Source organism: Paractinoplanes rhizophilus (genome assembly GCF_042664765.1).
Lineage (GTDB): Bacteria > Actinomycetota > Actinomycetes > Mycobacteriales > Micromonosporaceae > Actinoplanes > Actinoplanes rhizophilus.
Window position 1 is genome coordinate 129,326 of sequence record NZ_JBHTBJ010000008.1, and the last position, 26,970, is coordinate 156,295.

Consider the following 26,970-nt stretch of genomic DNA (forward strand, 5'->3'; position numbering starts at 1 on the left):
GTGAGCCGTGGGGGCTCACGGCGCCGCCCCTGACCCCCGGGACAGCGCGACCTCGCCGTCCCGGCGCACCACCAGACCGGCCAGTTCCAGCAGGGACAGCCGGCGCAGCACCGTGCGCACAGCCAGGCCGGCCCGGGACGCCAGCTCGTCCGTCGTGATCGTGCCGCGGGCCGGCACCGCCTCGAGCACAAGCACGGACTCCTCGTCGAGCGAGTCGCGCCGATGCTCCGGGCCGCGCGCCGGTGGGGTGAGGTACTCGCCGATCCGGCCCACCTCCTCCAGCACGTGCGCCACGTTCGTGACGAGCGTCGCGCCCGGGTTCTCGCGGAGCAGCTCGTGGCAGCCGACCGACATGGCCGAGGTGACCGGGCCCGGCACCACCATGGCGGCCCGTCCCAGCGCCAGCACCCGGCTCATCGTCTGCGCCGCCCCGCTGCGCGCGGCCGCCTCAACGACGACCGTGCCGGCCGTGGCGGCGGCGATCACCCGGTTGCGCACCAGGAACCGGTGCCGCAGCGGCTCCGAGCCGGGCGGCCACTCGCTGACCAGCAGGCCGACGTCGGCGATCCGCTCGAACATGGCGGTGTTGCCGACGGGATACGGCCGGTCCACCCCGCAGGCCAGCACCGCAACGGTCCGCCCGCCCGCGGCGAGCGTGGCCCGATGGGCGGCCGCGTCGATGCCGAACGCGCCGCCGGAGACCACCGCCCAGCCGTTCTCGGCCAGCCCGTGCGCCAGGTCGCTGGTCACCTGGATGCCGTACCCGGTCGCCGCCCTAGCCCCCACCACCGCGACCGACCGGTCGAGCGTCTCGCCCAGCCGCAGCCCACCGCGGGTCCAGATGCACAGCGGCGGGCGCACATTCTGATTGATCCAGCCCGGCGTGTCGAGCTCCAGAACGGCGAGCGAATCGACGCGGTACGGCCACTCGTCGTCGGATGGTACGACGATCCGCGCGCCCAGCCGCTCGGCCCGATTCAACGTCGTCTCGGCGAATCGCCGCGGATCGAGCTTGTCCCGCTTCGCCAGGACGGCGGTCCGGAGAGTCGCGTCGGGGCAGTCCCCGCCCAGCAGCCGGTCAAGCGTGCCGGGTGCGCCATCCGCCTGCACCATCGACCAGACCAGCCGGTGACCGGGTTCGACGAGCCAGGTGAGCGCCACCCGTGCGGCCCGGTCCGTGTCGCTTCCGGAGTACCTATCCGGCGTATTCATGGGACTCTCCCATCCGCAGCTGGATCGCCTCGTCGATCTCCGCCTTCCCGGGGCGGTCGCGGCCGTCGAGATCGGCCACGGTCCATGCCAAGCGCAGGACCCGGTCGAAGCCCCGGGCCGACAACAGCCCCCGGTCCAGGGCGGCTCGCAGATCGGCGGTGTCGGCCGGCGGCAGCGCCCACGGTGGGCGACGGAGCTGCGGACCCGGCACCTCTCCGTTCAACCGCCATCCGTCGCCCGCCCACCGTGCCGCCGCCGCCTTGCGTGCCCGCCCGACTCGCTCGGCCACGATGGCCGACGGCTCGACGGCGGAATCCGTGGGCACGAGGTGGGCGGCGCGCACCGGATGCAGTGTGATCCGGATGTCGATCCGGTCGAGCAGCGGACCGGACAACCGGGCTCGATAGCGCCGACGCGCGATCGGCGTGCAGGTGCAGTACTGGTCGCCGGCGGGTGAGGCGCACGGACAGGGGTTCGACGCCACGACGAGCTGGACACGCGCCGGGAACTCGACGGTCCCGCGGGCCCGGCCGATGATCACTCGTCCGGTCTCGATCGGCTGACGCAGCGACTGGAGGGTGGCCGTGTTCATCTCGGCCACCTCGTCCAGGAACAGGACACCGCGGTGGGCCAGCGACAGGGCACCCGGGCGGGCCAGCCCGCTGCCGCCGCCGATCAGCGCCGCCATGCTCGCGCTGTGATGGGGAGCCTGGAACGGTGGCCGGCGGATGAGCTGACCGCCCGCGGGCAGCACGCCGGCGATCGAGTGCAACGCGCTCACCTCAAGGGCCTCGGGGTCGTCGAGCTCGGGGAGGATCGAAGGGAGACGTTCGGCCAGCATCGTCTTTCCGGCGCCTGGCGGCCCGAACATCGCCAGGTGATGCCCGCCGGCGGCCGATACCTCAAGGCCCCAGCGGCCCAGCTGCTGACCGGCCACCTCGCACAGGTCGGGGCCTGCGGCGGCCGGCTTGCCGGTGGCGGCCGGCGGGTCGAGCAGACTGTCGCTGCCGCGCGCGAAGTTGACCAGCCGCCGCAGGCTGTCGACGGCGTGAACGGCTACGCCGGGCACTACCGTCGCCTCGCGGGCATTGTCGAGCGGCACGATCACCCGGGTCACCCCGGCCTGAACCGCCGCGGCGACCATCGGCAGGACCCCGCGTACCGGCCGGACCGCGCCGTCGAGGCCCAGCTCGCCCAGGACGGCCACACCCTCCAGCGGGTCGATCGGCAGGTCGCCGGCCCCGACCAGCAGCGCCGCGGCGATCGCCAGGTCGAAGCTGCTGCCGTGTTTGGGGAGTGCGGCCGGCAGCAGGTTGACGGTAATCCGGCGATTGGGCCACTTCAGGCCCGAGTTGACCACCGCGGCGCGTACCCGGTCGCGAGCCTCGTTGAGCGCCGTGTCCGGCAGGCCGGTCAGCACGACTGCCGGCAGGCCAAGGGAGAGGTCGGCCTCGACCTCGACGACATGACCGGCGACGCCGACGAGGCCGGCGCACAGGACGCGTGCGTAGCTCATCAGAAGGCCGAGGGAAGGTGCATGACCTCGGCTTCCCCGCGTGGTTGAGGCAGCACCTCGACCACGTCGAAGCGGACGGAGCGGGCGTGCAATCCCGTCTCCTGGAGCCATCTGCTGGCTAGGTGCCGCAGCTTGCGGACCTTGTCCCGGGTCACTGCCTCGGCGGGGGTGCCGAAAAGGTCGGTGCGCCTCGTCTTCACCTCGCAGAAGACGAGCACGTCCCCGTCGCGCAGGACCAGGTCGAGCTCGCCGTCGGGGCAGCGCCAATTCCGGTGGAGGACCACCAGGCCCGCTTCTTGCAGGTACCGGGCGGCGACGCGCTCGCCGTACGCGCCGACCGCCTGTCGTTCCGTCGTCATGGCCGAAGACCGTGCACCGCCGGCGCTGACCTTGCGCGGGAAAATGCCGAGGCCTGTGGACAGAGCGCAACTGTGGACAACCGCACGGTAGTCGTTCGAGTGTGTTATGGGCCCAGCGGTGGCATCGGGGACCGTGGTCACCTACGGTGCGACATCGTGGAAGGACACCGCTACGCCGACGACGAGCCGAGCTGGTATTCCGGCCAGGGTCAGTACCCGCATCCGACCGACCCGGAGACCTCGGGGATCCACGAGCGTCCGAGCGGCGCGTTCCGCCTGCCGGAGCAGCGCCCGTCCGCCGTGCCCACGACCAACCCGTACGCCCTGGGCGACCCGCTGGCGGCGCCCGGCAGCCACGCCCGCCCGGCCGAGACCGACCCGGGGCGCATCCCCGTTCGCGGACCGGAATATCCGACAATCCGGCCGACGGACGCCGCGCGGGAGCCGATGTCGCCGCCCATGCCGGTCGCCGAGCCCACCAGCCTGGTCCCGCCGATCAGCGTGCCGCGGCCCCCGGAGGGCGTCTACCAGTCCCGTCGCCCGGTGTCGTCCTTCCTGGTCGCGGTCGTCATGGTTGTCCTGATGATCCCGGTCGTGCGCCTGCTGATCGACCAGACCTTCACCGGCGACCCGAGCGCCCGCGGCATCGTCCCGGCCGTCCTGCTCACGCTCGGCTTCACGCTGACCGGCATCGGGCTGTTCACCGTCGCCCGGGGCGGCCCGATCGCCCGCGAGACTTGGCTGCGCCCGCCCGTGGCGTACCTCCCGGCGGGTTTGATCTTGCTCTTGGCGGCCGGCCTCGCGGTGGCCTGAAAGCCGCGGAACGGCTGGAAACCCCACAAAAAACCAGGCGCCCAACCTGGCGTATGCTGGTGACTCGGCGACCGCCACGCGCGGTCGACCTCGCGTGCCCTCTGCCAGGTCTGGCGAAACGAGCGGGTCCCCTACCGGACCGCCCGCGGAACGAGACCGGCGGCGACGGCCCTCCCTGGTCTCGATCATCATCGGGTCCGACTGTGGCCGGCGACCGGGCGCCAGGACGCCCACCGCCGGTGGGCGTGACAACCAGGGAAAACAGGGAGCAACCCACCATGGCCGTCGTGACCATGCGCCAGCTGCTGGAGAGCGGTGTCCACTTCGGGCACCAGACCCGGCGCTGGAACCCGAAGATGAAGCGCTTCATCTTCACCGAGCGTAACGGCATCTACATCATCGACCTGCGCCAGACGCTCGACTACATCGAGAAGGCGTACAGCTACGTGCGGGACACCGTCGCCGAGGGTGGCCACATCCTCTTCGTCGGCACCAAGAAGCAGGCGCAGGAGGCCATCGCCGAGCAGGCGACCCGGGTCGGCCAGCCGTACGTGAACCACCGCTGGCTGGGCGGCATGCTCACCAACTTCCAGACCGTCTACAAGCGGCTGCAGCGGATGAAGGAGCTCGAGGCCCTGGGTGACCTGAGCGGCACCGCCGCCGGGTACACCAAGAAGGAGACCCTGCAGCTCTCCCGCGAGAAGGAGAAGCTCACCAAGACCCTCGGCGGCCTGCGGGACATGACCAAGGTGCCGTCGGCGATCTGGGTGGTGGACACCAAGAAGGAGCACATCGCCGTCGACGAGGCCCGCAAGCTGGGCATCCCGGTGATCGCGGTGCTGGACACCAACTGCGACCCGGACGAGGTCGACTTCCCGATCCCGGGCAACGACGACGCGATCCGCTCCGCCGAGCTGCTGACCAAGGTCGTCGCCAGCGCCGTGGCCGAGGGCCTGATCGCCCGCTCCGGCCGCAACCGCGGCGGCGAGGACACCAAGCCCGAGGTGGGCACCGTCGCCGCCGGCGAGCCGCTGCCGGAGTGGGAGCGCGACCTCTACGAGGGCGCCGAGAAGAAGGCCGCCGAGGCTCCGGCCGAGGCCGCGCCCGCCGCCGAGGCTGCTGCCCCGGCCGCCGAGGCCGCCCCCGCCGCCGAGGCCGCCCCGGCCGAGACCGTCCCCGCCGAGTAAGACGCCGAGCAAGACGCCCAGTAAAGAGAGAGTCATGGCTAACTACACCGCCGCGGATGTCAAGAAGCTCCGCGACCTGACCGGTGCCGGCATGATGGACTGCAAGAAGGCGATCGAGGAGTCCGACGGCGACTTCGACAAGGCCGTCGAGTTCCTGCGCATCAAGGGCGCCAAGGACGTCGGCAAGCGGGCCGGCCGCACCGCCGCCAACGGCATCGTGAGCCACTACGGCAAGGCGCTGCTCGAGCTCAACTGCGAGACCGACTTCGTCGCCAAGACCCCCGACTTCGTCGCGCTGGGTCAGCGTCTGGTCGAGTTCGGCGCCAAGAACGGCATCGCCGACGCCGCCGGGCTCTCGGCCGCCACCCTGGAGGACGGCAAGACCGTCGCCGACACCATCCAGGAGTACAGCGCCAAGATCGGCGAGAAGATCGTGCTGAACCGCTTCGTCGTCCTCGACGGCGAGAACGTCGCGGTCTACCTGCACCGCAAGGCGCAGGACCTGCCGCCGCAGGTCGGCGTCCTGGTGCAGTACGAGGGCAAGGCCGACGAGGCCGCCGACGCCGACGCCCGCGGCATCGGCATGCAGGTCGCCGCCATGCGCCCGCGCTTCCTCACCCGCACGGACGTGCCGGCCGATGTCGTCGACTCCGAGCGGCGCATCGCCGAGGAGACGGCCAAGGAGGAGGGCAAGCCCGAGAAGGCGCTGCCCAAGATCGTCGAGGGCCGGGTGAACTCCTTCTTCAAGGACTTCGTCCTGCTCGAGCAGCCCTCCGTGGTCGACAACAAGAAGACCGTGAAGCAGATCGCGGACGAGGCGGGCCTCAACATCACCCGGTTCGTCCGGTTCGAGGTCGGCCAGGAGTAGGGCGAGCGCAAGTGGCCAGGGAGGTCGGGAACGCGATTCTGCGCCCGGCCTCCCCGTCACATAAGGTCTCTGCGAAGCTATGAAGGGAAGGCGGGTCGCATGACGATGGTGACCGAGCAGGCAAGTCCGGTTGACGATCCGACCCCGCCGTCCTTGCGGCCCCGTCGAGTCGTGCTCAAGCTCTCCGGCGAGGTGTTCGGCGGCGGCGCGGTCGGCGTCGACCCCGACGTCGTGCAGGGCGTCGCCCGGCAGATCGCCACGGTCATCCGCCGCGGCATCCAGGTGGCCATCGTGGTCGGCGGCGGCAACTTCTTCCGCGGCGCCGAGCTGCAGCGGCGCGGCATGGACCGCAACCGCGCCGACTACATGGGCATGCTCGGCACCGTGATGAACGGCCTCGCCCTGCAGGACTTCCTGGAGAAAGAGGGCATCGACACGCGGGTGCAGACCGCGATCACGATGGCCCAGGTCGCCGAGCCCTACATCCCGCTGCGCGCGATTCGCCATCTGGAAAAGGGCCGCGCGGTCATCTTCGGCGCCGGCGCCGGCATGCCGTACTTCTCCACCGACACCGTCACCGCCCAGCGCGCGCTCGAGATCCACGCCGACATCGTGCTGATGAGCAAGAACGGCGTCGACGGCGTCTACTCCGCCGACCCGCGCGTCGACCCCAGCGCGCAGAAGCTCGAAACCGCCACCTTCCAGGAGATTCTCCAGCGCGGGCTGCGCGTGGCCGACCAGGCCGCCTTCAGCCTCTGCGAGGAGAACAAGCTGCCGATGCTCATCTTCGGTGCGGAGGGCGACGACACCATCGTTCGCGCCGTCAGCGGCGAGAGAATCGGCACGCTGATCACGGCCTAGCCCCGTCAACCACCGAGCAAAGCAAGGAGGCGAGAAGAGCAGGTGATCGACGAAACCCTCTTCGAGGCCGAGGAGAAGATGGAGAGCGCGGTCGAGCACGCCAAGGAGGAGTTCGCCGCGATCCGCACGGGGCGCGCCACCCCGGCGATGTTCTCCAAGATCGTGGTCGACTACTACGGCGCGCCCACGCCGGTGACGCAGATGGCCTCGGTCGGCGTCCCGGAGCCCCGCATGGTGATCGTCAAGCCGTACGACGCCAGCCAGCTCGGCCCGATCGAGCGCGCGATCCGCGACTCCGACCTCGGGGTCAACCCCAACAACGAGGGCACCCAGCTGCGGATCCACCTGCCGCAGATGACCGAGGAGCGCCGCCGCGAGATGATCAAGGTCGCGCGCACCAAGGCGGAGGAGGGCCGGGTGGCCATCCGTAACGTGCGCCGCAAGGCCAAGGAACAGATCGACAAGCTGGTCAAGGACGGCGAGACCGGCGAGGACGAGGGCCGCCGCGCCGAGAAGGAGCTCGACGACGTGACCCACCGTTACGTCTCCGTGGTCGACGAGCTCGTCAAACACAAGGAAGCCGAGTTGCTCGAGGTCTGATGTCACGCCCGCAGCACCTGGGAGACATCATCCCTGAGCCGGAACAGCCCGAGCCCGAGCCCGCCAAACGCGGGCCCGGGCGTCGTCGTGCGAGCAAACAGGGAAAGGGCGGCCGCGCCGGCCGCAACCTGCCCGCCGCCATCGCCGTCGGCGTCGCGCTGATCCTGCTGGTCCTCGCCTCCCTGCTGATCTGGCCGCCCGCCTTCCCCGGCCTGATCGCCGTGGCCGCCGGCGCGGGCGTCTGGGAGATGACCAGGGCGCTCAAGGTGACCGGCGCCGACCCGCCGCTGATCCCGCTGCTCGGCGGGGCCCTGCTGATGGTCGGCCTGGCCTGGCACGACGGCACCGACTCGCTGCTGGTCGGCCTGGCGGTGACGGTCGTCGCGTCGCTGCTGTGGCGGCTGGCGGACGGCCCGCGGGCGGTGCGCCGCGACCTCACCCCGACGCTGATGATCGCCGTCTACGTGCCGTTCCTGCTCAGCTTCGCGATGATGCTGCAGCTGCCGGACGCCGAGGGCGACGGGCGCTGGCGGGTCCTCTGCACGCTCTTCGCGATCGTGCTCTCCGACACCGGCGGGTACGTGGCCGGCGTCTTCCTCGGCAAGCACAAGATGGCCCCCTCGATCAGCCCCGGGAAGACCTGGGAGGGCTTCGCCGGCTCGATCTGCGCCGCGGCCCTCGGCAGCGCCCTGCTGCTGTACTTCCTGCTCGACATCCCGTCCTACTGGGGCCTGCTCTTCGGCGCCGTGCTCTCGGTGGTGGCGGTCGTCGGCGACCTGGCCGAGTCGATGCTCAAGCGCGATCTGGGCCGCAAGGACATGAGCAACCTGCTGCCCGGTCACGGCGGTGTGATGGACCGGCTCGACTCGATCCTGTTCGCCGTGCCCACCGCGTACCTCCTCTTCGCCGTGATCGCCAACCAGCTATGACCGACCAACTCGCGCGGCGTGGGAGACTGGAGACGCCATGACGATTCTTCCGGTCATCCCGACCAGCCCCGACCAGCCCGACGCGGTCACCACCAAGCGCCGCCCGTCGATGCCCCCGCGGCACCTCGCCGACCTCGATCTGGCGGCCCGCAAGGTGGCCGTGACCACGCTTGGCGAGCCGGCGTTCCGCGCGAAGCAGCTCTCCACCCACTACTTCGGCCGCCTGGTCCGCGACGTCGGCGCGATGACCGACCTGCCGGCCGCCTCGCGCGAGCGCATCACCGGTGACCTGCTGCCCACGCTGCTGACCCCGGTGCGCGAGCTGGCCTGCGACGACGGCGCCACCCGCAAGACGCTGTGGCGGCTGCACGACGGCGCGCTGGTCGAGAGCGTGCTGATGGGCTATCCCGACCGGGTGACCGCCTGTGTGTCCAGCCAGGCGGGCTGCGGTATGGCCTGCCCGTTCTGCGCGACCGGCCAGCAGGGCCTGACCCGCAACCTCTCGATCGCCGAGATCGTCGACCAGGTGGTCTACCTGGCCGGGGTCGCCGCCTCCGGCGCGGTCACCGGCTCACCGCCGCGGCTGTCCCGCGTCGTGTTCATGGGGATGGGCGAGCCGCTGGCCAACTACCCCCGGGTGATCGAGGCGGTGCGGCGGCTGACCGCCCCCGCGCCGGAGGGTCTCGGACTTTCGCAACGGCACATAACCGTCTCCACCGTGGGTCTCGTGCCCGCAATGCGGCGGTTGATCGCGGAAGAGCTGTCCGTGACCCTTGCGCTGTCCCTGCATGCCCCCGATGATGATCTGCGCGATGAGCTAGTGCCCGTCAACCAGCGTTGGAAGGTGGCCGAGGTGCTCGATGCCGCGTTCGACTACGCGGCGCGGACAGGTCGTCGGGTCTCGATCGAGTATGCGCTGATCAGAGACGTGAACGATCAGCCTTGGCGTGCCGACCTTCTCGGCCGGCTCTTGCACGGCAAGCTGGCGCATGTGAATCTCATCCCGCTCAACCCCACACCGGGCAGCAAGTGGGATGCGAGTCCGAAACCGGTCGAGCGCGAGTTCGTGCGCCGCCTGCGTGAGGCGGGCGTGGCGACGACGGTCCGCGACACCCGGGGCCGGGAGATCGACGGAGCGTGCGGCCAGCTGGCCGCGGGCGAGCTCACGGAGGCGAGCGCAGGGGGCGCCGCCGACGCGGAGGTGGCACAGTGACTGGGCGCAGGTCCCAGCGAGCGGAGTGGGAGACGTTGTGACGAGTCAGGGGCAGCGTTTCCGGCGGCGTGCGCTGCGGCGCGGCTACAAGGTCGACGAGGTCGACAGCTTCCTCGACCGCGTCGAGGCGACCCTGGCCGGTGAGCAGGTGGGCCCGCCGGTCGGCGCGCAGGAGGTGCACGACGTGGTCTTCCGCGTGCGCTTCGGCGGGTACGACGAGTGGCAGGTCGACCTCCACCTCGACCGGGTGGAGCGCCAGCTCGCCGAGCTCGAGGACCGTGGCGGCCGGCCGATCGACCCGATGCGCGACTCGATGCGCGGCGGCCTGAGCACCGGCGACATCCGCGGCAACTCCGGTGGCGGCAACACCGGCGACATCCGTGGTGGCATGGCGGGTCGCGGCGCGGGCATGACCGGCGGCGGCGCGGTGGCCGGCATGGGCGCCGCGGGCATGGGCGGTATGGGCGGCGCCGGTGGCGGCATGGGCAACGGCGGCATGGCCGGCCGGATGGCCCCGCCGACCGAGCGCCTGCCCGCCCCGATCCGCGAGGACCGGATGCAGCCGCAGCAGATGCCCCAGCGCCAGCAGATGCCGCCCAGCGACCCGTACGGGCGCTACGAGGAGCCTCCGCCGCCGTACGGTGGCCAGCAGCCGCAGCTTCCGCAGCGGCCGGGCCCGCCGCCGGGCTACGACACGAGCGGTTACGACACCGGCGGTTACGACACCGGCGGCTTCGACGGCTTCGAGGCGGGCCGGCACGGCAAGACCGACATGACCGCCGAGATCCGCATGCCGCAGCGTGACGCCGACCCCCGCGGCGGTTACGGCGATCCCGACCCGCGCAGCGGCTACGGCGGCCCGCCGTCGATGTCCGGCGCCCCGATGAGCGGCCCGCCGGTGGGCGGCGGCTATGGCGGACCGCAGCTGCCGCCGCCGATGGGCGAGCCGGGGGGCGAGCTCTACCGGGTCGACCAGCTCCGCCGCACGTTCCAGGTGCGCCGGTTCGGCAGCGGGTACGACCCGATGCAGGTCGACCGGCTGTTCGAGGGCATCCTGCAGGCGATGACCGGCCGCGGCCCGATGCCGGTGCCCGAGAACGAGCTGGACATGCTGCAGTTCGGCCTGGTGTCGGGGGGCTACTTCGAGGCCGAGGTGGATGCCGCGCTGCGCGAGGTCAAGGACATCCTGCTGAGAAGGCGCTAGAGCCGTCAGAACGGAAAAAGGCCCGCGAATGCGGGCCTTTTTCGTAGAAACTCACTGATCGTTCGGCTTGAGCCCGTTCCGCCGCAGCACGACGTCGGCGATCACCATGCCGATCAGGCCGACCGCGAAGACCACCAGCCAGATGTTCTCGGTGTTGCCCTCGTGGTTGCCCCAGAAGAACATCAGCATGACGGCTGCCGTACCGAGCGCGCCGAGCCGCGCCGCCTTGCGGTTGCCCGGCTTGAGCTGGTCGGGCGCGTAGACCGGGTCCTGTTCCGCAGACACGGCGATAGTCCTTCCTCGCAGGCGATCTCTCAGTGTCGTCAAGTCTCGCACGCCGCCTCCGCACGCACGGCACCAACCCGGACCGGGTACCTTCTTAAGCCGCAGGCGTTACCGGAGGAGGAGCAGCAGTGCGGATCACGGGCACCGGCCACGCGAGCATGCGGATCGACACGTCCGTCGGCAGCATTCTGTGTGACCCGTGGGTCAACCCGGCCTATTTCGCCTCGTGGTTCCCGTTCCCCGACAATTCTCAGCTCGACTGGGAGACGCTCGGCGACGTCGATTACCTCTACGTCTCCCACCTGCACCGCGACCATTTCGACGCGGCCCACCTCAAGCGCTTCATCAGCAAGAAGGCCACCGTCCTGCTGCCGGAGTATCCGACCAGCCAGCTCGAGGACGAGCTGCGCGACCTCGGCTTCACCAAGTTTCTCAAGACGGTGTCCAACGAGGTGCACGAGCTCGACGGCGGCCTCAAGATCATGATCCAGGCGCTGACCAGCCCGACCGACGGCCCGATCGGCGACTCGTCGCTCTGGGTGGAGCACGACGGCGTACGCGTGCTCAACCAGAACGACGCCCGCCCCACCGACCTGACCACGTTCGCCGAGCTCGGCCACGTGCACGCGCACATGCTGCAGTTCTCCGGCGCGATCTGGTACCCGATGGTCTACGAGCTGCCCGACGGCGCCAAGACCGCGTTCGGCAAGCAGAAGCGCGACCGCCAGTTCGACCGCACCTGGCGCTACATCGACGACCTCAAGGCCGACCACGTCTTCCCGATCGCCGGCCCGCCGTGCTTCCTCGACGACGAGCTCTGGCAGTTCAACGACATCTTCGGCGACGAGGGCAACATCTTCCCCGACCAGTCGGTCTTCATGAGCGAATACGCCAAGGTCGGCGGCACCAACGGCATCGTCCTGCTGCCCGGCTCGGTGACCGAATTGTCCGACAAGGGCGCTACCACCACGCACCCGACGGACGTGGACGAGTTCTTCGCCAACAAGCAGCAGCACCTCGAGGAGATGCGCGCCCGCAAGGCCCCGATCATCGCGGCCGAGAAGGCGAGCTGGCGGCACCCCGAGATCGACGTGCTGGGCGAGCTCAAGAAGCGCATCGAGCCCCTTCTCGAAGAGTCGATCTACATGGCCCAGGGCGTCGGCGGCCCGGTCCGCTTCGACTTCACCGACACCGACGGCTCCACCGGCACCATTGTCGAGTCGATCGTCGTCGACTTCCCCGGCAAGCAGGTCCGCCCCTACGCCGACGAGAAGGTGCGGTACCGGTTCAAGACCGGCCGCGCGCTGGTCGAGCACCTCATCCACATCGACGAGGGCGACTGGGTCAACAGCCTGTTCCTGTCCTGCCGCTTCTCGGCGGCCCGCATCGGCCAGTACAACGAGTTCGTCTACGCGTTCTTCAAGTGCCTCTCCGAGGAGCGCCTGCAGTATGCCGAGGGCTGGTACGACGAGCACGAGAAGGCGGTCGAGGCCGAGGACACCCATCTCGGCGACTGGACGGTGCAGCGCCGCTGCCCGCACCTGAAGGCCGACCTGAGCCGCTTCGGCATCGTCGACGGCAACACCCTGACCTGCCAGCTGCACGGCTGGAAGTTCGACCTCCCGAGCGGGCGGTGTCTCACCAGCGTCGGCCACAAGATCCGGGCAGAAAAGACAAATTCCTAAAAAGCGGATGTCGTATCCGGGTGGTGGGTGACGGACCGTCGCTCCCGCCGAGGCCGGGCCGGGGCCCAGCAGAAGCTGGCCCTGGCCCTTCATTCTGCGTGAGTGGTCAAGACCCTTTACTTGCCCAGATCCTTGAGGATGCGCTGGGCGACATTGTGGCCCGCCGCGCCGATCACGCTGCCCGCCGGGTGGGTTCCGGCTGAACCCGCGTAGAGGCCGTCCACGCCGGTGAAATACGGCATGCGCTCGTCGAACGCCACCGTGTTGTCGACGTGGTGGATGTGGCCGCCGGTGATGCCGAAGTGCTGCTCGATGCCGGGTGGGGTCAGCGGCATCACGTCGGCCACCAGGTCGGACGTGCCCGGCGCGTAGCGGTCGCAGATCGCCAGCAGCTTGTCGACGTACCCGGGGAGCTCCGCCCCCCAGGTCGTGCCCTCCAGCGAGTAGGGCACCGACTGGACGAACAGCGCCGACGAGTGGTGGCCCTCCGCGTCCTGCAGCGACGGGTCGACCGTGGTGTGCACGTACCACTCGATCGTCGGCTCCTCGGGGAGCCGGCCCGCCTGGACCTCGGCCCACATCGCCCGCAGGGCCGCCATCGGCGACTCGCGGTCGTCCGGGCCCGCCAGCCCGGCCGAGCCCGGCAGCAGGTGGATCGTCGACCCGAACGGCGACGGCGCGCCGGCCGGCAGGCAGGAGAACTGCGGCAGCCCGCGCAGCGCCAGGTTGAGCTTCAGCGTGGTGCCCGGCCGCCGCACGGACTCCATGCGCGTGGTCAGCGCGGCCGGCAGCGCGCCGTCGGGGACCAGGCTCATCAGCTGGTAGGGATCGCAGCTGCCGAGCACCACGCGCGCCGACAGCTCGCGCCCGTCGGCCAGCACGACCCCGCTCGCCGCCCCGCCGTCCATCGTGACGGAGGCCACCCGGGCGTCGGTGTACAGCCGCGCCCCGGCGGCCCGGGCCGCGTCGGCGAACGTGCGCGACACCGTGCCCATGCCGCCCTCGGCGATCATCCAGGTGCCGTCGGCGCCGGGCAGCCGGCACATGTTGTGCACCAGGAAGTTGTGGCCGGTGCCCGGGTCGTCCGGTCCCGCGTTCAGCCCGGAGAGCCCGTCGGTCACCGCGTACATGCTCATCAGCAGCTCGCTCTTGAAGCCGAACCGGGCCAGGTAGTCGGCGACCGAGCCGCGCACGAGATCGATGAACGTGCTCTGCAGCTGCGGCCGGATGTGCCGGTCGGCGATCTCCTCGACGCTGCCCGGCTCCTCGAGCCAGGCCGGCGCGAGGTCGGACCGCAGCGCCGCGATCTCCACCGCCAGCTGCTCGTCGGCCGACAGGTCGCGGGGCGAGAAGAAGCGCTCCATCTGCGCCCGGGTGGCGTCGCGGTCGCGGCCGAACAACAGGTACGGCGAGCCGGCCGGCCCCGGGGTGGGCAAGAAGTAATGCGGGTCGCGGCGCAGCACCGGGATGTCGACGTCGAGCGTGCGCAGCAGCTCGGGCGGCATCAGACCGAGGAGGTACGAGCCCGTGGACTGACCGAGGCCGGGCACCTTGGCGAACGGGCGCTCGGTGCGGGTCGCCCCGCCCAGCACGCTCGCGGACTCGAGCACGACGACGTCGAGCCCGGCTCGGGCCAGCAGAATCGCGGAGACGAGGCCGTTGTGACCGGCGCCGATGATCGCAACGTCGGCGCGAGCGGGGATGGAGGTCATGACCAGCGAGCGTAGCGCGCCCGAGTCGGAGTCAGCCTCAGCGTTTGGTATGCGAAAAGTAACTCACCGTCCGCCCAGCCGGGCGTCCAGCCCACGGGTGACGGCGTAGCCGGCTAGCAGGACCACGTGCAGCAGGTACAGCCACAGGCCGACGGCGACCATGCCGCCGATCTGGTCGAAGCCGCCGAACGGGGCGCCCAGGTCGAGCGGGAGCGAGCAGAACAGCACGAATCCGTGCAGGAAGCCGGACAGGTTGGCGGCGCTGAACGAGCCGACCAGCACGGTGCAGAGCCAGCCGGGGCGGCCGGGCGCGACGTACCGGTAGACCCAGATCACGATCGGGGTGAGCAGCAGCCAGCAGGCCAGGAACGAGAGCACCACCGCCAGCACCGCGTACCAGCCGCCGCGTACCCAATAGGAGCTGGTCAGCGGAAGGGCGAGAAACAGCGCCAGCAGCAGCGCCGGCGCGGCCGCCAGCGGCGGCAGCCAGAGCAGCCGGCCCTTCCAGCCCACCGCGGCATCGGCGGTGGCCGGCTCGCGCAGCGAGACGAACGCCCGGCGCAGCCCTTCGCCGTAGAACGTCGCCGGCACCAGGCTCACCAGCGCGAGCCACGGCGTCAGCTGCAGGCCCGCCTCGATCAGCGCGGCCAGCGCCCGGGGCGCGCCGATGTCGGCCGGCAGCGCCGCGATCGTGTGACCGGTCAGCCCGCGTACCCGGTCGGCGCCCGCCACCCGGCCGGTCACCCAGACGGCCAGCAGCGCGATCGGCACCACCGCTATCCCGCCGTAGAAGGTGACCGCGGCCGCCCGCAGCGCCACGTCCCGTCCTCGCAGCGGATGAAACGCCGCCTTCAGCCAATGCCGCACCGCCTGTCTATACCCAGAATCGGTCGGGGAAGATGGGCGGCATGCGCGACCTAGTTCTGCTCGGCTCGACGGGCTCCATCGGCACCCAGGCCATCGACATCGTCCGGCGCAACCCCGGCCGGTTCCGCGTGGTGGCGCTCGGCGCGGGCGGCGGCAACGTCGAGCTGCTCGCCGAGCAGGCCCTCGAGCTGGGCGTCGACGTGGTCGGCGTGGCGCGCGCGACGGGCGTACAGGATCTGCAGCTCGCCTTTTATGCCGCGGCCCACAAGCGCGGCTACCCGACCGGGGACTTCCGGATCCCGCGCATCGTGGCCGGACCGGACGCGATGACCGAGCTGGCCCGCCTGCCCTGCGACGTGGTGCTCAACGGGGTGGTGGGCAGCCTCGGCCTCGCGCCCACCCTGGCGGCGCTCGAGTCGGGGCGCGTGCTCGCCCTGGCCAACAAGGAGTCGCTGGTGGCCGGCGGGCCGCTGGTGCGCCGGGTGGCCAAGCCCGGCCAGATCGTCCCGGTCGACTCGGAGCACTCGGCGCTCGCCCAGTGCCTGCGCGGCGGGACGGCGGCCGAGGTGACAAAGCTCATCCTGACCGCGAGCGGCGGCGCCTTCCGCGGTCGCCGCCGCGAGGAGCTGGCCCACGTCACGGTCGAGGACGCGCTCAAGCACCCGACGTGGGACATGGGCCCGGTCGTCACGATCAACACCGCCACCATGGTGAACAAGGGGCTCGAGGTGATCGAGGCGCACGAGCTGTTCCGGGTCGGGTACGACGACATCGAGGTGATGGTGCACCCGCAGTCGGTGATCCACTCGATGGTCGAGTTCGCCGACGGCTCGACGTTGGCGCAGGCCAGCCCGCCCGACATGCGGTTGCCGATCGCCCTCGCGCTGGCCTGGCCGGAGCGGGTGCCCCGGGCCGCGAGCCCCGTGAACTGGCGCGAGGCGCACAACTGGGAGCTGCGCCCGCTCGACGAGGAGGCGTTCCCGGCGGTCCGGCTGGCCAAGGCGGCGGGCCGGGCCGGGCGCTGCCGCCCGGCGATCTACAACGCCGCCAACGAGGAGTGTGTGGCCGCCTTCGTCGCCGGTCGGCTACCTTTTCTGGGCATCGTCGACACCCTGGAGCGCGTCCTGGACGCGGCTCCCGAGTTTGCCGAGCCGGGTACCGTCGAGGACGTGCTTGCCGCCGAGGCATGGGCCCGCGCCCAGGCACAGCGGATGATCTCAACTGTGGCTGAAGGAGCCTGATGCTGTACTGGCTGGGAGTGGTCGGGTTCGCGCTGACCATCCTGATCTCGGTTAGCCTGCACGAGGCCGGCCACATGATCACCGCCAAGCGCTTCGGCATGAAGGTGACGAGGTACTTCGTCGGCTTCGGTCCGACGATCTTCTCGTTCCGGCGGGGCGAGACGGAGTACGGCCTCAAGGCCATCCCGCTCGGCGGCTTCTGCAAGATCGTCGGCATGACACCGCAGGACGACGACGTCGAGCCCGCGGACCAGCCCCGGGCGATGTGGCGGTTCCCGGTCTGGAAGCGGACGATCGTCATGTCCGCCGGCTCGATCACCCATTTCCTGCTCGCCCTCGCGGCCGCCTGGGTGGTCGCCTTCACGCTCGGCCTGCCCAACACGAGCTACCCGACCACCGTCGCCCAGGAGGCGACGCAGAAGGCGTACATCGTGGTCGGCGACTGCGCGTGGATCTCCATCCCGGCCGACGGGCGGGCCTGCACGCCCGGTGACGCCGGCTCGATCACCGGCCCGGCCTACGCGGCCGGCCTGCGCACCGGCGACCTGATCACGAAGGTCGGCGCCACCCCGATCGCCAACTACGGCGACCTGACCACCGCGATCCGCGCGCTGCCGGCCGGCAAGATCCCGTTCGAGTTCGTCCGCGACGGCGTCACCCAGACCGTCGACGTCCCGCTGGCCACCGCCGAGCGCAAGCCGCTCACCGACGACGACAGCGGCCCGGTCAGCAAGGTGTCGGTCGCCGGCATCAGCTGGGCCGACGTCGGGGTGCCCACCACGATCAAGTACAACCCGGGCACGGCCGTCGGCGGCACCTTCGACTACGGCTGGTTCATCGTCGAGAACACGTTCAAGGCGCTCGGCCGCATCCCCGAGAAGGTGCCGGCCCTGTGGCACTCGCTGACCGGCAGCGAGCGCGACCCCGACACCCCGATCAGCGTGGTCGGCGCGACCCGGCTCGGTGGCGAGGCGATCGAGCACGGCGTGCCCGAGCTGTTCCTCAACATCTTCATCACGCTGAACATCTTCATCGGCATCTTCAACCTGTTGCCGTTGCTCCCGCTGGACGGCGGGCACATCGCGATCGCCTGGTTCGAACGGTTGCGCTCGCTGCTCTACGCTCGGCTGCGCAAGCCCGACCCGGGCCGCGTCGACTACTACAAGCTGATGCCGATCACGTACGCGGTCATCCTCATCGGCGGCGCGTTCACCCTCCTGACGGTGACCGCCGACATCGTCAACCCGATCCAGATCTTCAGGTGATGCCACAGTGACCGCAGTAAGTCTCGGTATGCCGGCCGTGCCCCCGCCGCCGCTGGCGCCCCGGCGGCAGAGCCGTCAGATCATGGTGGGCACCGTGCCGGTGGGCGGCGGCGCCCCGATCAGCGTGCAGTCGATGACCACCACGCTGACCGCCGACGTCAACTCCACGCTCCAGCAGATCGCCGAGCTCACCGCCTCGGGCTGCCAGATCGTGCGGGTGGCCGTGCCGTCGCAGGACGACGTCGAGGCGCTGCCCGCGATCGCCAAGAAGTCGCAGATCCCGGTGATCGCCGACATCCACTTCCAGCCGAAGTACGTCTTCGCCGCGATCGACGCCGGCTGCGCGGCGGTCCGGGTCAACCCGGGCAACATCCGCCAGTTCGACGACAAGGTCAAGGAGATCGCCAAGGCGGCCTCAGACGCCGGCATCCCGATCCGGATCGGCGTCAACGCGGGCAGCCTCGACAAGCGCCTGCTGGAAAAGCACGGCAAGGCCACCGCCGAGGCCCTGGTCGAGTCGGCCCTCTGGGAGTGCTCGCTGTTCGAGGAGCACGGCTTCCGCGACATCAAGATCTCGGTGAAGCACAACGACCCGGTGGTCATGATCCGGGCGTACCGGCAGCTGGCCGAGCAGTGCGACTACCCGCTCCACCTCGGCGTCACCGAGGCCGGCCCGGCCTTCCAGGGCACGATCAAGAGCTCGGTGGCGTTCGGCGCGCTGCTCGCCGAGGGCATCGGGGACACGATCCGGGTGTCGCTCTCCGCCCCGCCGGTCGAGGAGATCAAGGTCGGCAACGCGATCCTCGAGTCGCTCGGCCTGCGCGAGCGCGGCCTCGAGATCGTGTCCTGCCCGTCCTGCGGCCGCGCCCAGGTCGACGTGTACACGCTCGCCGAGCAGGTCACCGCGGCCCTGGAGGGCTTCCCGGCGCCGCTGCGGGTGGCGGTCATGGGCTGCGTGGTGAACGGTCCCGGCGAGGCCCGGGAGGCCGACCTGGGCGTCGCGTCCGGCAACGGCAAGGGTCAGATCTTCGTGAAGGGCCAGGTGATCAAGACGGTGCCCGAGTCGGTGATCGTCGAGACCCTGGTCGAGGAGGCGCTGCGCCTCGCCGACGAGATGGGCGCCGACCTGCCCGACGAACTGCGCGAGCTGATGCCGGGGCCGCAGGTAACGGTGCATTGACAGTTGGCTTTTGGCGCGCTTCTGGCAGGCTGTGGCTGCATCCCGTCGCTCTGCCGAAAGCGAATCGCCGAAGATGTCGACTGACGAGCTTGAAGTCACCGTCCTGTTGCCCTGCCTCAACGAGGCCGAGACGCTCGAGGTGTGCGTCCGCAAGGCGCTGACCTCGCTCGCCGAGCTCGGCGTCGAGGGCGAGGTGCTGGTGAGCGACAACGGCTCCACCGACGGCTCGCCCGACATCGCCCGCGCCGCCGGCGCCCGGGTCGTGCACGCCCCGATCCGTGGCTACGGCGGCGCCCTGCTCAACGGCATCGAGCAGGCCCGCGGCCGGTACGTCATCATGGCCGACGCCGACGACTCCTACGATCTGTCCACCCTGGGCCCGTTCATCGAGGGCCTGCGCGCCGGCCACGACGTGGTGATGGGCAACCGCTTCCGCGGCGGCATCGCCCCCGGCGCCATGCCGTTCCTGCACCGCTACCTGGGCAACCCGGTGCTGTCCTGGGTGGGCCGCGCGCTGATCGGCCTCAAGGGCATCAGAGACTTCCACTGCGGCATCCGCGGTTTCCGCCGCGACCGCATCCGCGAGCTCGACCTGTGCATGCCGGGCATGGAGTTCGCCTCTGAGCTGGTCGTCCGCGCGTCGCTGAGCGGCTACGCCATCACCGAGGTGCCCACCACGCTGCGCCCCGACGGCCGCAGCCGGCCGCCGCACCTGCGCACCTGGCGGGACGGCTGGCGGCACCTGCGCTTCCTGCTGGTCTTCGCCCCGCGCCGCACGCTCATCTGGCCCGGCCTCATCGTGTTCCTGCTCGGCGTGCTCGGCACCGGCCTGCTCTCCTTCGGCCCCCGCTCGATCGGCCATGTCCAGTTCGACATCAACGCCCTGGCGTACACCTGCGTCGCCATCCTGGTCGGCGCCCAGCTCGTCCTGTTCGGCGGCTTCGCCGAGCTCTACGGCCGTTTCGAGGGCCTGGTCCGCGACCGCGCGCTCAGCCGCTGGGCCCGGTGGCTGAGCTTCGAACGCTGCGTCGCGCTCGGCCTGGCCCTGATCGTCCTCGGCCTGGCCGGCACGGTCCTGGCGGTCACCCATTGGGGCGAGACCGGCTTCGGCCACCTCGATCCGCGCGGCACGATCCGCCTGGTGCTGCCGTCCGCCACCGCGATCGCCCTCGGCATGATCAGCCTCTTCGCCGGCTTGTTCGCCAGCCTCCTGACCCTGCGTGGCGTCCGCACCGCCACGACGCTCACCCAGCGCATCCCGCGCCAAGCCGACCGCAGCAGCCTCACCCCCGTCCCCTGACATCGCGGTCGAATCACCCGCTTGCGCTGAGGTCGGCCGTTGCGGTCAGTCGGACACCTCGAGGGTGACGTCGGCGGGGCGGCGCGGCTCCACCAGCATGTCCGGCGAGGGCCAGGTGGTCGGGGGAGGGCCGCCGACCCACATGTACTCCAGGCGGTCGAGGACGCCGTCGCGGGCGAACAGCAGGACCGCGTCGCCGTCGGTTCCCGCGACCTTGGCGTCGGCGACCAGCTCCAGGCCCTCCTCGGGGCCGCTCCGGAAGTCGACAGTCGGGCACCCGCAGGCACAGCCACTGACCACGCGCAGATCGGCGATCTGCGTCCAGAACAGGATCCCGTCCATGTCGTCCAGGAGGACGGACACGATCGCAACTTCGTCTTGGCTGAGTCGCCGGCCCGTTTCCGCGTTCATGTCATTCAGGTTGACAGATCGAATCGAGCCCCTTTGAACTGGACTTTTGTGATCGGCCGGGCCAGGCTGCGGTGATGCGATCACGAATGCCCGGCATGTGGTGGGGCACGGCCATCGAGGCGCCCGACCCGGCGGCCCTGGCCCGCTTCTACGCCGGCCTGCTGGAATGGCCGATCATCCACGAGGAACCGGGCACGTCCATCCTGGGCACTCCGGGCGGTGCGTTCATGGTCTTTCAGCAGGCCACCGACTACACCCCGCCGACCTGGCCGCCCACGCCGGGCGACCAGCGCCCGATGATGCACCTCGACTTCCAGGTGGGCGATCTGGACGACGCCGTGGCCGAGGCCCTGAGCCTGGGCGCGAAGCTCGCGCCGGTGCAGCACCGGGAAAACATCCGGGTCCTCTTCGACCCGGCCGGCCACCCGTTCTGCCTCTGCCGCGACGACTAGGCATCGTCCGGGCTGGTCGTTCGGCTCCGCCACGCGTTGCCCGGCCGCGGCTTCGCCCCGCTTGTCCGCGCCGCCTTTGCTTACTTACGCTGCCATGCCCAGCTCCGCACGCAGCACCTCACGGCCCTTTGCTCTGCTCACCTGCGGTAAGCAGCTCCGGCCGCTCCGGGCCGCTCCCGGCCGCTCCGGGCCGCTCCCGGCCGCTCTGGGCGAAGCGGCCTCGTCGGCGCGCGGCTGGACCGCATTGCGTGCGCGCTTCCTGCGGGTAAGCAGAGCAAAGCGTCGCGTACGCCCAGCTCAGACCCCGGAACATGCGCCATTGACGCGCCTTGAGCCGGGTCAGCTGTTCGTGGGACAGCTTCGGGCCGCGCCCGGACGGCCCGACGCGACTAGCGACCGGGAAACCGGCTAAAAGAGGATCGTGGCGAACGAGCCGGCCGACACGAATCCGCACCGAGCGTAAACACGCCGGGCCGGCAGGTTGTAGTCGTTGACGTACAGGCTCACGGTGGGTGACACCCGCCGGAGCGCGTCGCGGACCACCGCGGCCATCGCCGGCGCCGCCAGGCCGCGCCCGCGGAACTCGGGGTCGACCCACACCCCCTGCACCTGCGTGGTGCGCCGGGTGACGATCGCGAGCTCGGCCTTGAAGACGACCCGGTCGCCGACGAACCGGGCGTACGCCCGCTTGCCCTTCACCAGCTCGGCGATGCGTCGCTTGTAGCCCCGGCCGCCGTCGTCGAGCAGCGGCGAGACGCCGACCTCCTCGGTGTACATCGACACGGCCGCCGGGAAGAGCTGGTCGACCTCGCCCGGGCGCACCAGCCGCACGTCGGGGTCGGGGGTGATCGCCGGATCCCGGTCGGCGACCAGCAGCGGCTGGTTGGGCCGCACGTCGCGGGCGCGGCCCCAATATCCGCCGAGACGCTCCCAGAGGTCGAGGACCTGGTCGGCGCGGCCGATGATCGACGAGCAGATGCGGGTGTCGGCGCCGAGCAGGTCGGCGAACGCCGCGGTGGCGGGCGGGGTCGAGCAGACCGGCACCAGGTGCGCACCGGACCAGATGATCGACTCGACGCGCCGGCCCGGACCGTAGCCGAAGACGCGCCCGTCGGACCGCCACCAGCTCAGGCCGTGGGCGGCCACCCGCTCGGCGATCTGGGCGCCCGCGTAGGGATCGCGGTCGAGGACCTTCTCGACCGCGGCGCGCTCGGACTCACCGAGCTGGCGAATGGGCACCGTCAGCACAGGTATCACATTGCCAGATCCAGGGGCCCCGACACGCGCCGCAACCCCCTCCGTTCGAGAAACCCTTGCGGCCGATGCTTCGCCGATATATCGTCATACTATCGACGACAGAACGGAGATAGTCATGAGGCACCACACTGAGGGTTTCCACGGCCGGCGCATGCGCGGCGGCGGGTTCGGTCCCGGTTTCCCGTTCGGCCCCGGCGGCTTCGGTCCGGGTGGCTTCGGTCCGGGCGGGTTCGGCCCCGGCGGTCCATTCGGGCCCGGCGGTCCCGGCCAGCGGGGCCGCCGCGGAGGCCGCGGCGGCCGGCTCAACGTCCGTCCCGCGGTGCTCGCGCTGCTGCTCGAGCGCCCGATGCACGGCTACGAGATGATCCAGGAGCTCGACTCCCGCACGAACGGCATCTGGCGCCCGAGCCCCGGCTCGGTCTACCCGACGCTCCAGCTCCTCGAGGACGAGGGCCTCATCGAGGCGGAGGCCGAGGGCGGCCGCAAGAGTTACCACCTGACCGACGCCGGGCGCCCCGAGGCCGAGACTGCCGCGCAGAACCCGCCGTGGGCCAGCATCGGCGACGACACCATGTCCCAGGTGCAGGACTTCCGCGACGCGGCGGTCGGCATCATGAGCGCGCTCAAGCAGGTCGGCTTCAGCGGCACGCCCGAACAGCGCCAGAAGGCGCTCGAGGTGCTCAACGAGACAAAGCGCAAGCTCTACGCGATTCTCGCCGACGGCGAGTGAATCTCGGCCCGGCGTGGGTCGAGCCAGGCGGAAGGCGCACTCCACGGGGGTGCGCCTTCTCCTTTTCGGGTACGGGGCGGGGACCGTCCCCAACCGCAGCGGCCCAGGGCGGTCAGCGGCCCAGGGCGGTCAGCGTCTCCAGCAGGGCGGCACGGCCGCCGGACTCCAGCGCCGGCGTGGGGAGCAGGGCCATCACCGGCACGGTGATGCCGGCCCGGGCGTAGGCCTCGACCTTGGCGCGGCACTCGTCCGGCGTGCCGTGCACGATCAGGTCGTCGACCACCTCGTCGGGGATGGCGGCCAGGGCGCCCTTGCGGTTGCCGGACGCCCAGGCCTCCCACATCGGGGTGAGGATCTCGGTGCGGCCCAGCCACCGGTGGAAGGCGGCGTAGGCGGGGACCGTCAGGTAGGCGGCGATCAGGCGGCGGCCCACGTTGCGGGCGAAGGCGGCGTCGTCGGTGGGGCAGACGAAGATGCGGGCGGCGACGTCGAAGTCGGCGGCCGCGGACTTCGCCTCGGCCAGGGCGGTCGCGACGTCGGTGGGGGCGAGCCAGTTCAGGATGACGCCGTCGGCCTCGGCGGCGGCGAGCCGGAGCATGCCGGGGCGCAGCGCGGCGAGCAGGATCTGCGGCGGCGTGGCGGGCGGGCGCTCGAGGCGGAAGCGGCGCAGGGCGAAGGTGCCGAAGTCGTGGTCGACCATCTCGCCGGCCAGCGCGGCCTTGAGGAAGCGGAGCATGTCGCGGCTGCGGGCGTACGGCTCGGAGAAGTCGACCGCGTTCCAGTCGCCGACCACCACCGGCGAGGACGAGCCGATGCCGAACTGGAAGCGGCCGGGCGCGGCCTCGGCGAGCGCGGCGGCGCTCATCGCGAGCAGGCCGGGGCCGCGGGTGAAGACCGGGGTGATCGCGGTGCCGAGGCGCATCGCCGGGGACCAGGCGGCGGCCAGGGCGAGCGGTGTGAACGCGTCGGCGCCGGCCACCTCGGAGGACCACAGGTCGGTGAAGCCGGCGTCGGCGATCGCCTCGTAGACGACCCGGTGCTCGGCCAGCGGAACCCCGCTCAGGGGGACGGTCATGCCCCAGCGCATCGACATGCGCTCGATCCTGCCTGGCGCGAAGAGTGAGGTCCACCACGTGTGGCATATCCCTACTCGCGGGTATCTTTTTAGACTGACCAGTCAGTTCAAAAGGAGTGCGAAGATGCCGGTGCTCACCGCGAGGGGAGCGGGGGTCCGTCAGCGCCGCCGCTGGCTCTTCCAGGACCTCGACGTCTCGATCGAGCCGGGCGACATGGTCGCGGTCGTCGGCCCGCCGGGCAGCGGCCGCACCACGATGCTGCTGGCGCTGGCCGGCCGCTTCCGGCTGACCGAGGGCCGGGTGGCGATCGAGGGGAGAGCTGCGCTCGGGCACGTGCCCGGCGTGACCGACCCCGAACCCGTGTTCACCGTCGCCGAGCACGTCCGCGAGCGCCGGGCCCTGCTCGGCCGCCGCGCCGCCGAGCCGGACGACCTGCTGGGCCTCGACCCGCAAACCCGGGGGCGCGATCTGACGCCGTACGAGAAACAGCTCTTGGGGTTGGTCCTGGCCGGCATGACGAAGCCGGCGGTGATCGCGCTGGACGGACTGGACGACGGCCTCGACGCCGACGAGCAGCGCTGGCTGCTGAAGGTGCTGCACGAGATCGCCGCGGCCGGGACCGCGGTCGTCTGCACGGCCCGCGACATCGACCCGGCCCAGGCCACCACCACGATCCGACTGGAGAACCTGAAATGAAGGCGTTGTCGCTGGCGGGGATGGAGCTCAAGCGGTTCCTGCGGCGCTCGTGGTCGAGGACCGGACCGCGACGGCGAGCGACGGCACCACGGTGCACGCGGGCCAGGACCTGGCCGACGAGCTGGAGCGGCGGGAGATCTTCGACTGGCACGTCACCGACGAGCGGGCCGCCGAGAAGGGGCTGGCGAGCGGCAAGTACCAGATCATGCTGCGGATCCCGGCGGACTTCTCGGCGAACCTGGTCACCGGGCCCGACGCGGGCACGGCGGCGCGGACCGCGCCATTGCGGGCGGTCAGCGACGACGCGACCAACTACCTGAGCGGCGTCTTCGCCCGGACCGCGTTCGACGAGGTGCGCGCCGCGGCGGCCGCCGGCGCCTCGGCCGGCTACTACGACAAGATGCTGATCGGCTTCACCGACCTCAAGGAACAGACCCGGCAGGCCGCCGACGGTGCCCGGACCATCGAGGGCAAGCTCGGCGAGGCCGGCGACGGCGCGGGGCAGATCGCCGGCGGCATCGACCGGGCGCACACCGCGGCCGGGCGCATCTCGACCGGGCTCGGCCAGGCGGACGACGGCATGGGCGCCCTGGCCGACGGGCTGACCCGGCTGAACACCGGCGCCCAGCAGCTCGCGACCGGCACCGCGCAGGCGGCCGCCGGCGGGCGGCAGCTGGCGACCGCGGTCGACGCGGCGGCCGGCCGGGTCGAGCCGGTGCTGCGGGACAACGCCCAGCAGATCGCCGACGCCGCCACCCTGGTCGCGCGAGGGGCGGACACGCTCGCGGCGAACCTCGGCGCCATCGGCACCGCCGCCGACCAGGCCGTGCACGACGCCAAGCAGCTGCGGAGCTACCTCGACAAGCTGCCCGCCGACACCGAGGGACTCGCCGAGGCCCGCACGCTCGCCGATCGCCTGGTGGCCGACACCGAGAAGGTGCGGCAGACCGTGCGGGCGGCCGATCTCGACCAGCTGCGCGCCGAGCTCAAGTCGGTCGCCGCCACCGCGCGGCAGGTCGCCGCGGCGGCGCCGCACCTGGCCGACGACGTGGCGGCCGCGCGCGCCCAGGTCGACCAGCTCGCGGACGGGCTCAGCCGGCTCGCGGCCGGCGCCCAGCGGCTTCAGGCCGGCGCCGCCGACGCGCAGGACGGCGCCCGGACCCTGCGGAACGGGATCTACCGGCTCGCCACCGGGCAGCGCCAGCTCTACGGCGGTCTCGGTGAGCTCTCCACGGCGGGGCACCGGCTCGCCGACGGTCTCGACCAATTGCAGGGCGGCGCCGGCAAGCTCGCGACCGGCCTGTCCGACGGGGCCGAGCAGATCCCGGGCTACGGCGACGACACCGCGCAGCGGGCCGACGTTCTCGCCGACCCGGTGCGCCTCGACCGCGTGGTGCGGCACCCGGCCGGCACCTATGGCGTGGGCTTCGCGCCGTACTTCCTGGCCCTGGCGCTGTGGGTCGGCGCGATGATCACGTACATGGTGCTGCGCCCGCTCAACCGGCGGTACCTGATGGCGGGCGCGCCGGCGCCGCGGGTGGCGCTGGCCGGGCTGCTCCCGGCGGTGGCAGTGGGGCTCACCCAGGCGACGTTGCTGTTCGCCGTGGTGCGCTTCGGGCTCGGGCTCTCCCCGGTGCATCCGCTGCTCACCTGGGGGTTGTTGCTGCTGGCCGCGGCGGCCTTCGCGGCGGTCATGCAGCTGATCGGGGCCGCCCTCGGCGCGCCCGGCCGGATCGTCGCGCTCGCGCTGCTCATGCTCCAGCTGACCTCCTCCGGCGGCACGTACCCGGTGCAAACCACGCCGTGGTTCTTCCAGGCGATTCACCCGCTGCTGCCGATGACGTACGTGGTGGAAGCCGTGCGCCACGCGGTGGACGGCGGTGCGGCCGGACCCGTGGTGACCGGGGCGCTCCGGCTGCTGGCGTACGCGATCGGGTCGTTGCTCCTGACCGTTGCCGTCGCCCGCCGATCGGGGCGCCTGACGCCGGCCAGGCTCCACCCCGAGCTGGCCATCTGAGCGTGTGATGGACTGAGCCGGTGACGGAGGACGC

26 protein-coding genes are annotated in these 26,970 nt (G+C 71.4%); 17 read left to right on the forward strand and 9 right to left on the reverse strand.

All coding sequences use genetic code 11. The annotated features are described in order from the left end of the window. Positions 1-15: 15 nt before the first annotated feature. Genes dprA through ACFQS1_RS14335 form a run of 3 tightly spaced genes read right to left on the reverse strand, consistent with a single transcriptional unit; the run spans position 16 to position 3,087 of the window. The gene (gene dprA / locus ACFQS1_RS14325) at positions 16-1,212 is read right to left on the reverse strand and encodes a DNA-processing protein DprA (RefSeq protein WP_378967972.1); all 1,197 of its coding nucleotides are present in this window, start codon (positions 1,210-1,212) and stop codon (positions 16-18) included. Continuing rightward, the gene (locus ACFQS1_RS14330; protein WP_378967974.1) at positions 1,196-2,728 is read right to left on the reverse strand and encodes a YifB family Mg chelatase-like AAA ATPase; all 1,533 of its coding nucleotides are present in this window, start codon (positions 2,726-2,728) and stop codon (positions 1,196-1,198) included. The genes dprA and ACFQS1_RS14330 overlap by 17 nt, the downstream gene beginning before the upstream one ends. After that, positions 2,728-3,087 (reverse strand): YraN family protein, encoded by a 360-nt coding sequence (locus ACFQS1_RS14335; RefSeq protein WP_378967976.1) that lies wholly within the window; start codon positions 3,085-3,087, stop codon positions 2,728-2,730. Before ACFQS1_RS14335 ends, ACFQS1_RS14330 begins: the two co-directional genes overlap by 1 nt. A gap of 156 nt (positions 3,088-3,243) precedes the next feature. On the opposite strand from ACFQS1_RS14335, the gene ACFQS1_RS14340 reads away from it, so the two are divergent. From ACFQS1_RS14340 to ACFQS1_RS14375, 8 genes are all read left to right on the forward strand, one after another. Then, on the forward strand, positions 3,244-3,900 hold the full coding sequence (locus ACFQS1_RS14340) for a hypothetical protein (RefSeq protein ID WP_378967978.1): 657 nt from the start codon (positions 3,244-3,246) through the stop codon (positions 3,898-3,900). 278 nt (positions 3,901-4,178) lie between these two features. Continuing rightward, positions 4,179-5,087: a 30S ribosomal protein S2 gene (gene rpsB, locus ACFQS1_RS14345; protein WP_378967980.1), complete on the forward strand. Its 909-nt coding sequence runs from the start codon at positions 4,179-4,181 to the stop codon at positions 5,085-5,087. A gap of 34 nt (positions 5,088-5,121) precedes the next feature. Beyond that, the gene (gene tsf, locus ACFQS1_RS14350) at positions 5,122-5,955 is read left to right on the forward strand and encodes a translation elongation factor Ts (RefSeq protein WP_378967983.1); all 834 of its coding nucleotides are present in this window, start codon (positions 5,122-5,124) and stop codon (positions 5,953-5,955) included. A 99-nt stretch (positions 5,956-6,054) separates the two neighbouring features. Beyond that, entirely contained in the window at positions 6,055-6,816 is a 762-nt protein-coding gene (gene pyrH / locus ACFQS1_RS14355; protein WP_378967985.1) for a UMP kinase, read from the forward strand. A gap of 42 nt (positions 6,817-6,858) precedes the next feature. Further along, positions 6,859-7,416 carry a ribosome recycling factor gene (gene frr / locus ACFQS1_RS14360; protein ID WP_378967987.1) on the forward strand — a complete coding sequence of 186 codons (558 nt, stop codon included), beginning with the start codon at positions 6,859-6,861 and terminating at the stop codon, positions 7,414-7,416. Further along, positions 7,416-8,345, forward strand: a complete 930-nt coding sequence (locus tag ACFQS1_RS14365; RefSeq protein ID WP_378967989.1) for a phosphatidate cytidylyltransferase — start codon at positions 7,416-7,418, stop codon at positions 8,343-8,345. Before frr ends, ACFQS1_RS14365 begins: the two co-directional genes overlap by 1 nt. 37 nt (positions 8,346-8,382) lie before the next feature. Continuing rightward, positions 8,383-9,558: a dual-specificity RNA methyltransferase RlmN gene (rlmN, locus tag ACFQS1_RS14370; protein WP_378967992.1), complete on the forward strand. Its 1,176-nt coding sequence runs from the start codon at positions 8,383-8,385 to the stop codon at positions 9,556-9,558. A gap of 37 nt (positions 9,559-9,595) precedes the next feature. Further along, on the forward strand, positions 9,596-10,762 hold the full coding sequence (locus ACFQS1_RS14375) for a DivIVA domain-containing protein (protein ID WP_378967994.1): 1,167 nt from the start codon (positions 9,596-9,598) through the stop codon (positions 10,760-10,762). A 51-nt stretch (positions 10,763-10,813) separates the two neighbouring features. Here the strand turns inward: ACFQS1_RS14375 and ACFQS1_RS14380 are convergent, their stop codons facing one another. Next, positions 10,814-11,047 (reverse strand): DUF2631 domain-containing protein, encoded by a 234-nt coding sequence (locus ACFQS1_RS14380; protein WP_378967996.1) that lies wholly within the window; start codon positions 11,045-11,047, stop codon positions 10,814-10,816. A gap of 128 nt (positions 11,048-11,175) precedes the next feature. Between ACFQS1_RS14380 and ACFQS1_RS14385 the strand changes: the two genes are divergently transcribed. Then, on the forward strand, positions 11,176-12,732 hold the full coding sequence (locus tag ACFQS1_RS14385) for a Rieske 2Fe-2S domain-containing protein (RefSeq protein WP_378967998.1): 1,557 nt from the start codon (positions 11,176-11,178) through the stop codon (positions 12,730-12,732). A gap of 116 nt (positions 12,733-12,848) precedes the next feature. Here the strand turns inward: ACFQS1_RS14385 and ACFQS1_RS14390 are convergent, their stop codons facing one another. Then, on the reverse strand, positions 12,849-14,444 hold the full coding sequence (locus ACFQS1_RS14390; RefSeq protein WP_378968000.1) for a phytoene desaturase family protein: 1,596 nt from the start codon (positions 14,442-14,444) through the stop codon (positions 12,849-12,851). A gap of 63 nt (positions 14,445-14,507) precedes the next feature. Next, positions 14,508-15,311 (reverse strand): YhjD/YihY/BrkB family envelope integrity protein, encoded by an 804-nt coding sequence (locus tag ACFQS1_RS14395; protein ID WP_378968002.1) that lies wholly within the window; start codon positions 15,309-15,311, stop codon positions 14,508-14,510. 32 nt (positions 15,312-15,343) lie between these two features. On the opposite strand from ACFQS1_RS14395, the gene dxr reads away from it, so the two are divergent. The 4 genes from dxr to ACFQS1_RS14415 all read left to right on the forward strand — a co-directional run bounded on the left by dxr (position 15,344) and on the right by ACFQS1_RS14415 (position 20,297). After that, positions 15,344-16,552, forward strand: coding sequence for a 1-deoxy-D-xylulose-5-phosphate reductoisomerase (dxr, locus tag ACFQS1_RS14400; protein ID WP_378968004.1), 1,209 nt, complete (start codon positions 15,344-15,346; stop codon positions 16,550-16,552). Next, positions 16,552-17,817 (forward strand): M50 family metallopeptidase, encoded by a 1,266-nt coding sequence (locus ACFQS1_RS14405; protein WP_378968006.1) that lies wholly within the window; start codon positions 16,552-16,554, stop codon positions 17,815-17,817. The genes dxr and ACFQS1_RS14405 overlap by 1 nt, the downstream gene beginning before the upstream one ends. A 7-nt stretch (positions 17,818-17,824) precedes the next feature. Next, positions 17,825-18,997 carry a flavodoxin-dependent (E)-4-hydroxy-3-methylbut-2-enyl-diphosphate synthase gene (gene ispG, locus ACFQS1_RS14410; RefSeq protein ID WP_378968008.1) on the forward strand — a complete coding sequence of 391 codons (1,173 nt, stop codon included), beginning with the start codon at positions 17,825-17,827 and terminating at the stop codon, positions 18,995-18,997. Between the two features lie 73 nt (positions 18,998-19,070). Further along, on the forward strand, positions 19,071-20,297 hold the full coding sequence (locus ACFQS1_RS14415) for a glycosyltransferase family 2 protein (RefSeq protein ID WP_378968010.1): 1,227 nt from the start codon (positions 19,071-19,073) through the stop codon (positions 20,295-20,297). A gap of 45 nt (positions 20,298-20,342) precedes the next feature. Here the strand turns inward: ACFQS1_RS14415 and ACFQS1_RS14420 are convergent, their stop codons facing one another. Further along, complete coding sequence (locus ACFQS1_RS14420; protein WP_378968012.1) at positions 20,343-20,660, reverse strand: hypothetical protein; 318 nt, start codon at positions 20,658-20,660, stop codon at positions 20,343-20,345. A 122-nt stretch (positions 20,661-20,782) separates the two neighbouring features. Between ACFQS1_RS14420 and ACFQS1_RS14425 the strand changes: the two genes are divergently transcribed. Continuing rightward, positions 20,783-21,160: a VOC family protein gene (locus ACFQS1_RS14425; protein WP_378968014.1), complete on the forward strand. Its 378-nt coding sequence runs from the start codon at positions 20,783-20,785 to the stop codon at positions 21,158-21,160. A gap of 408 nt (positions 21,161-21,568) precedes the next feature. Here ACFQS1_RS14425 and ACFQS1_RS14430 read toward each other — a convergent pair whose 3' ends face one another. After that, complete coding sequence (locus ACFQS1_RS14430; protein WP_378968016.1) at positions 21,569-22,408, reverse strand: GNAT family N-acetyltransferase; 840 nt, start codon at positions 22,406-22,408, stop codon at positions 21,569-21,571. A 124-nt stretch (positions 22,409-22,532) separates the two neighbouring features. Between ACFQS1_RS14430 and ACFQS1_RS14435 the strand changes: the two genes are divergently transcribed. Further along, positions 22,533-23,147 carry a PadR family transcriptional regulator gene (locus ACFQS1_RS14435; RefSeq protein WP_378968018.1) on the forward strand — a complete coding sequence of 205 codons (615 nt, stop codon included), beginning with the start codon at positions 22,533-22,535 and terminating at the stop codon, positions 23,145-23,147. Between the two features lie 112 nt (positions 23,148-23,259). On the opposite strand, the gene ACFQS1_RS14440 is transcribed toward ACFQS1_RS14435, so the two are convergent. After that, positions 23,260-24,240: an LLM class F420-dependent oxidoreductase gene (locus ACFQS1_RS14440; RefSeq protein WP_378968020.1), complete on the reverse strand. Its 981-nt coding sequence runs from the start codon at positions 24,238-24,240 to the stop codon at positions 23,260-23,262. A gap of 106 nt (positions 24,241-24,346) precedes the next feature. On the opposite strand from ACFQS1_RS14440, the gene ACFQS1_RS14445 reads away from it, so the two are divergent. Both ACFQS1_RS14445 and ACFQS1_RS14450 read left to right on the forward strand, forming a co-directional pair. Next, entirely contained in the window at positions 24,347-24,919 is a 573-nt protein-coding gene (locus ACFQS1_RS14445) for an ABC transporter ATP-binding protein (protein WP_378968022.1), read from the forward strand. Positions 24,920-24,968: 49 nt separating this feature from the next. After that, the gene (locus ACFQS1_RS14450; protein WP_378968024.1) at positions 24,969-26,936 is read left to right on the forward strand and encodes a YhgE/Pip family protein; all 1,968 of its coding nucleotides are present in this window, start codon (positions 24,969-24,971) and stop codon (positions 26,934-26,936) included. Positions 26,937-26,970 lie beyond the last annotated feature (34 nt).